The sequence below is a fragment of the Micromonospora sp. NPDC005252 genome (assembly GCF_042872475.1).
GTDB lineage: Bacteria > Actinomycetota > Actinomycetes > Mycobacteriales > Micromonosporaceae > Micromonospora.
The window spans coordinates 800,018-806,017 of record NZ_JBIAKN010000001.1; the positions used below are offsets into that span (position 1 = coordinate 800,018).

Below are 6,000 nucleotides of genomic sequence, written 5' to 3' on the forward strand. Positions count from 1 at the left end.
CAACTGTCCGATCACCCGCCGGTCAGACCTTAGCCAGCACCGGGGACGCAGGCTATGGTGCCAGGCATGGCGTTGACAGCGCGGCTGATCCCGATGCACCGTGCGGATCCGGCGAATGACGGATCCCCGGTGCGGGCTCACGGTTGACGGGTAGGTGAGATGCAGGGAGAGGGCCAGGCGATCGGCGGACGAGCGATGGAGTCGATGACCGGGCGGCTGCTGGTCGCGACTCCGGCGCTCAAGGACCCGAACTTCGACCGTACGGTGGTGCTGCTGGTCGCCCACGAGCCGGGTGGCGCGCTCGGCGTGGTCCTGAACCGGGCCACCGAGGTGCCGGTCGCCGAGGTGCTGGGTGACTGGAGTGACCTGGCCCGCCACCCGGCGGTGCTCTTCGAGGGCGGCCCGGTGCAGCCCGACTCGGCGATCTGCCTGGCCCGGATGCGGCAACCGCTGCGCCGGCTCAAGGGCTTCCACCAGGTCTCCGGCGCGGTCGGCACGATCGACCTCTCGGTCGACCCGGAGAAGCTGCGGGAGAGCATCGGCGGGATCCGGGTCTTCGCCGGCTACTCCGGCTGGGGCAGCGGGCAGTTGGAGCAGGAGATCGCCGACGGGTCCTGGTTCCTGCTGGACGCTCTGCCCGGCGACGCCTTCGTCGACCGCCCGGACGACCTGTGGCCGATGGTGCTGCGCCGGCAGGGCGGGATGATGGCCGCCGTCGCCCACTTCCCCCCGGACGTGGCCCTCAACTGACCCGGCTGGGCGGGGACCCCCGCGAGATGACCATGCCGGCCGGTCTGTGTATAGTTTCCCAGTGCCCGGGCGACCGGGACGACAGCAAGGGGCCGTGGCGCAGCTGGTAGCGCACCACACTGGCAGTGTGGGGGTCAGGGGTTCGAGTCCCCTCGGCTCCACCCTTGCGAAACGCCCTGGCGGGGATCATTCCCTGCCAGGGCGTTCGGCTTTACCCGGGCGTTCCACGTGACCAGGCCGTCCCCGTCGTCGTCCAGGGTGACCTTCGGCCAGTCGCCGACACCGAGCCTTGTCACCGTGCCGAGGGTGCCGGCGCTGGAGAGCGAGCGACCGAACACCCAACCGCGCCGGCCACGAACCTGCGCGTACGCCGTCGGGTCGCTGACCTGTCTTCTCCGCGCACCGTCGCCCCCTGAAATCGATGAACATGCTCAGTCCAGGGCATGATGCCATCGACCAGCTCCACCGGGCGGCGGTCAGGCGGCGGTGTTGCGGGGCCTGCGGACCATCGCGACCACCGGGCCCCGTCGACGGGCCTCGTGCAAATCTTTTTCCGGCTTCGGTAAATGAATCACGGTGCTCATGCGTGTGCCAGGTGTGGAGCAAGAACGGAAGGACTTCGCGGACTTCTACCAGCGCTGCCGGGACAACTGCCTGCGTGCCGTACTGGCCAGTACGGGTGATCGTGCGCTGGCGGAGGATCTGGTCGCTGAGGCGTTCGCGCGGGCCTGGGCATCCTGGCGGAAGGTGAGTCGGCATCCGGCACCGACGGCGTGGGTGGTGCGTACCGCCCTCAACGTCCGGGTGTCCTGGTGGCGGCGGCGTCGGCGCGAGGTCGCCTTCGACGGCCACGACCTGCCCCGGCCGGCTGACGACGTTCACGACGTCGACCAGGCGATGCTGAGCGCCATTCGTCGGCTGCCGAAACGGCAACGCGAAGTGATCGTGTTGCGGGTCTGGCTTGACCTGGACGCCAACACCGTGGCCGACGAACTGGGCATCTCACCGCGGACCGTAGCCGTCCACCTGTCTCGCGCCACAGCGACCCTGCGGGCGCAATTCGTGCCCGTGACCAGTTAGGACTCGAAATGAACGAGGATGAGGTGCTCAACGCGATGAGAAAAACTCTTTCCGGCGTGCGGATGGACCGTCCGGTCGAGGCGATCGAGAAGCGCGGCCGGGCCCGCCGGCGTAACCGTGGCGTGCTCGGTGTGGCCGCCGGTGGGGGACTCGCCGCCCTGGCCGCCATCGCGCTGGCCCTGCCGATCGGCTTCGGCCCTTCCGGCTCGTCACCGGCCGGCGGCACCGCGGCGCCGGCGGCCTCGGCGGGTGACGCCACGGCGCCGGCCATGGAACCGGCGGCGTTCTCGGTGGTCAGGCAGGCGGACGGCTCGGTGCAGCTGCGCCTGAGGTCCAAGCAGGTGATCGATCCCGATGCGCTGGAGAAGGCGCTGGCCGACGCCGGCGTTCCGGCCGTCGTCAAGCCGGATCTCCTGTGTACGCCAAAGGGCAGGGAACTGCCCCAGATCAAGGACGTCCTGACGTTCGAGCGGATCCCCGGGGTCGACGAGGACGGCGTGTCCGGTGACTCGGAGTGGGTGATCGCGCCGTCGAAGATGCCGAAGGGCAGCGTCCTGTACTTCAGTGTCTTCCCGGTGCACAAGGGCGAGGGCTACGCGAAGGTGGCCTGGGCCCTGGTGCCCAAGGACGCCCCGATGAACTGCCGGTCCGTCGTGAGCTGAGCCCGAGAGCCGGTCCGTTACGGACTCGATCCGTAGCGGACCGGCGTTTTCGCGTTTCACCATCTCCTTGAGTCCTGAGAGGAAAGCCCATGTGTGACCTGTCGGTGAAGAACTCGTGATTCGTAGACGCAACGTCGCAGCCGCTCTGCTGGCCGGGACCATCGCGGCGGTACTCGGTGCCACCACGCCCGCCGGCGCCGAGGCGGCACCGGCCCCCGCGCAGAAGGGGAGTCGCGCGTCGGAGTCGGTCAGCATCACGCTGATCACGGGTGACCGGGTCGTCGTCTCCGCGCGGGGCGGCACCGCCATCGAGCGCGCGCCCGGTCGTGCCGGAGTCCGCTTCGTGAACCAGACCAGCGAGGGTCACCGCCTCGTGATCCCGGTCGACGCGCTGCCGTTGCTGCGCCAGGGTCGGCTGGACAAGCGGTTGTTCGACCTCACGGCACTGACCGAGTTCGGCTACACCGGCGACCGGGACCTGCCCCTGCTTCTCTCGTACGAGAAGAGCGCGAACGCGCGGGCAGCAGTCGATGCGAGCGCCCGAGTGAGTCGTGACATTTCTGGGCTGGGGATGCTGGCGGTGCGTGCGTCGCGCGCCAAGAAGGCCGACCTGTGGAATTCGTTGACCCGGGGTGCCGCCACTGACCGGTCCCTGAGCCCGGGCGTCGACAAGGTCTGGTTGGACGGTAAGCGCACGCTCGCCCTCGACACCGCCGTGGCGCAGGTCGGCGTGCCGGCGGCCTGGCAGCAGGGCCTGGACGGCACCGGCGTGACGGTGGCGGTGCTCGACAGCGGAATCGACGCCGGACACCCGGACTTCGCCGGCAGGATCGTGGCGAACGAGAACTTCCTCGAGGGTTCCGCGGCGGACGACATCGACGGCCACGGCACGCACGTCGCTTCGATCATCGCCGGCAGCGGCGCCGCCTCGGGCGGCAAGTACCGTGGTGTGGCGCCGGGTGCGAAGCTCGCCGTGGGCAAGGTGTGCGAGGGCGACTACTGCGACGAGTCGGCGATCCTGGCCGGGATGCAGTGGGCCGCCCAGAAGGCCCCGGTGGTCAACATGAGCCTGAGCGGCCCCGACTCCCCCGAGGTCGACCCGCTGGAGCAGGCGGTTGAGGACCTCACCGCGGCATACGGCACGCTGTTCGTCCTCTCGGCCGGCAATCAAGGCTTGCTCGGCAGTCGGACGATCGGATCGCCGGCCGCCGCTGACTCCGGACTGGCGGTCGGCGCGGTCGACGACCAGGATCACCTGGCCGGCTTCTCGAGCCGTGGTCCGCGCCTCCGTGACGGGGCGATCAAGCCGGACATCACCGCACCCGGTGTGGGCATCGTGGCGGCGCGGGCCGCCGCCGGACATGCGGGTGCCCCGGTCTCCGACCGGTACACGAGCCTGTCGGGCACGTCGATGGCGACACCGATGGTGGCCGGCGCGGCCGCCATCGTCACCCAGCAGCACCCCGGCTGGCCGTCGCGTCAGCGCAAGACGCTGCTGATGGGCGCCGCGCAACCGGGCGAGGGGATCGACGTGTTCGCCCAGGGCGCCGGGCGGCTCGACGTTGCCCGGGCGGTGCGTCAGACGATCTCGGTGGACGAGGGCAGTGTCAGCTTCGGCGAGCAGGAGTGGCCGCACACCGACGACACGCCGGTCACGAAGACCCTCACCTACCGCAACGGCGGAACCACGCCGGTCACCCTGACCGTGGCCGTCGACGGCGACGCGGACACCTTCACGGTCGCCGCGACCAGCCTGACCGTGCCGGCCGGCGGGACCGCGACGACGACCGTCACGTCCGACACCCGCGGCGAGGGTCCGGACGGGATCCGGAGCGCCCGGGTCGTGGCCACCGCCCCCGGCGACGTCCGGGTCGAGACCCCGACGGCGGTCGAGCGCGAGGTGGAGAGCTACGACGTCACGTTCCGCCACCTCGGCCGGGACGGGCTGCTGAACCTCAACTACTGGGACCTCCTCATCGGGCTGGACACCCCTCAGTCGTACCAGCTCTACGACGGGGAGGAGGCGCAGACGGTGCGGCTGCCCAAGGGCAGGTACGGCCTGATCGGCAATGTCTACGGCGAGACGGACACCACCATGCTGGTGCAGACCAGCTTCGTGGCCGACGCCACGAGGACCGTGACGCTGGACGCCCGCCAGGCCGGTCCGGTCACCATCAGAGTTCCTCGCGCGGACGCCCGGCAGGCCACGGCCAAGGTCGACGCGTACTGGACGGGCCGGAATGCCGGCTTCACGACGGAATCCGTGGTGCCCGGCGACCTGCACGTCGGCCAGATCGGCCCCGCGACCGCGGTGACCGGGTTCCAGAGTTCGATTTCCAGCGTCTTCGCCCGGTGGAAGAACGACGCCGAAGGGTTCCTCGACAGCCCTTACACGTACGAAACCTCGTACACCCGCCAGGGGGTCTTTTACACCGGTTTCGACAAGCAGGTCACCGCGGCCGAACTGGCCACGGTGAAGGCTCACTATGCCCGCGAGGCCGACGGCGCCACCGGCGCGAAGTACAACTGGCCGGTCGTCGGCACGGTCAGTGGCGGCACCGTCGGCCTGCCGTTCTCGCTGCCGTTCGAGCGCACCGAATATCTCGGCACGCAGGGCGGCGTGCAGTGGAGCACCACCTTCGAGCAGCAGGTGCAGACCGACCCGGAGTACGGGCCGGAGCGGGTCAGCCAGACGGCCGGACCGGCGCAGGCGTTCACGGCAGGTCGGGTCTACCAGCAGGACTGGAACGCGGCCGTCTTCGCGCCCCTGGATCCCGGTGTCGCCGACGGCGACCTTGACACCGTCTTCCGCAAGGGCGACACGATCGAGGCCAGCATCCCGTTGTTCGGCGAGGGCGCCGGACACTGGGGCCAGCGATACCTGACGGACAGCGCCCGGACCGCCCTGTACGCCGATGGTGCCGTGATCGGCGAGACCGCATCCCTGGACGGCACGTTCACGGTGCCGGCGGAACGACGCGACTACCGGCTGGAGATGTCCGCGACCAGTCCTGCGCCGCACCGGCTGAGCACCGCGGTCAGCGGGCTGTGGACGTTCTCCTCGGCGAACGGCGACACGCGGCTGCCGCTGTCCACGGTACGGTTCAGCCCGTCCTTGGACAGCAACAACGCCGCGCCGGCCGGCACCTTCACCGTGCCGGTCACCGTGACGCCGCTGGCCGGCTCGTCGGCCACCGCCAACCGCACGCTCACCGCGCAGTTCTCGGTCGACGACGGGAAGACCTGGCGGTCCGCCTCGGTCAGCGCCGACCGACGGACGCTGCGGGTCACCAACCCGGCAGCCGGCTACCTCTCCCTGCGCGTGAACGCCACCGACCGCACGGGAAACACCGCCACGGTGACCGTGATCCGCGCGTACGCCGTCAAGTAAGCAGCGCCGGGGGGGGGGGGGGGCGCGGGGCCCCCCCCCCCCCCCCCCGGGGTGGGGGGGGGTGGGGGGGTTAGGCGAGGAGGCGGCAGCGCGGGGGGGGGCGCGGGGGAGGCAACA

At 70.6% G+C, this 6,000-nt stretch carries 4 protein-coding genes and 1 tRNA gene; all 5 read left to right on the plus strand.

Going from position 1 to position 6,000, the window contains the following annotated elements:
• Positions 1–159 precede the first annotated feature (159 nt).
• The 5 genes from ACFYPH_RS03860 to ACFYPH_RS03880 all read left to right on the plus strand — a co-directional run bounded on the left by ACFYPH_RS03860 (position 160) and on the right by ACFYPH_RS03880 (position 5,883).
• A complete protein-coding gene (locus ACFYPH_RS03860) occupies positions 160–750 on the plus strand; it encodes a YqgE/AlgH family protein (protein ID WP_234583082.1) in 591 nt (196 codons plus the stop codon).
• An 88-nt stretch (positions 751–838) separates the two neighbouring features.
• Positions 839–911, plus strand: a tRNA-Ala gene (locus ACFYPH_RS03865).
• Between the two features lie 436 nt (positions 912–1,347).
• On the plus strand, positions 1,348–1,830 hold the full coding sequence (locus tag ACFYPH_RS03870; protein WP_387178666.1) for an RNA polymerase sigma factor: 483 nt from the start codon (positions 1,348–1,350) through the stop codon (positions 1,828–1,830).
• 8 nt (positions 1,831–1,838) lie between these two features.
• Positions 1,839–2,492 (plus strand): hypothetical protein, encoded by a 654-nt coding sequence (locus ACFYPH_RS03875; RefSeq protein ID WP_387178668.1) that lies wholly within the window; start codon positions 1,839–1,841, stop codon positions 2,490–2,492.
• Positions 2,493–2,607: 115 nt separating this feature from the next.
• Positions 2,608–5,883 (plus strand): S8 family serine peptidase, encoded by a 3,276-nt coding sequence (locus ACFYPH_RS03880; RefSeq protein ID WP_387178671.1) that lies wholly within the window; start codon positions 2,608–2,610, stop codon positions 5,881–5,883.
• Positions 5,884–6,000 lie beyond the last annotated feature (117 nt).

Coding starts and splice junctions, on each gene's coding strand:
- ACFYPH_RS03875 (WP_387178668.1), top strand. CDS start 1,839: ATGAACGAGGATGAGGTGCTCAACGCGATGAGAAAAACTCTTTCCGGC.
- ACFYPH_RS03860 (WP_234583082.1), top strand. CDS start 160: ATGCAGGGAGAGGGCCAGGCGATCGGCGGACGAGCGATGGAGTCGATG.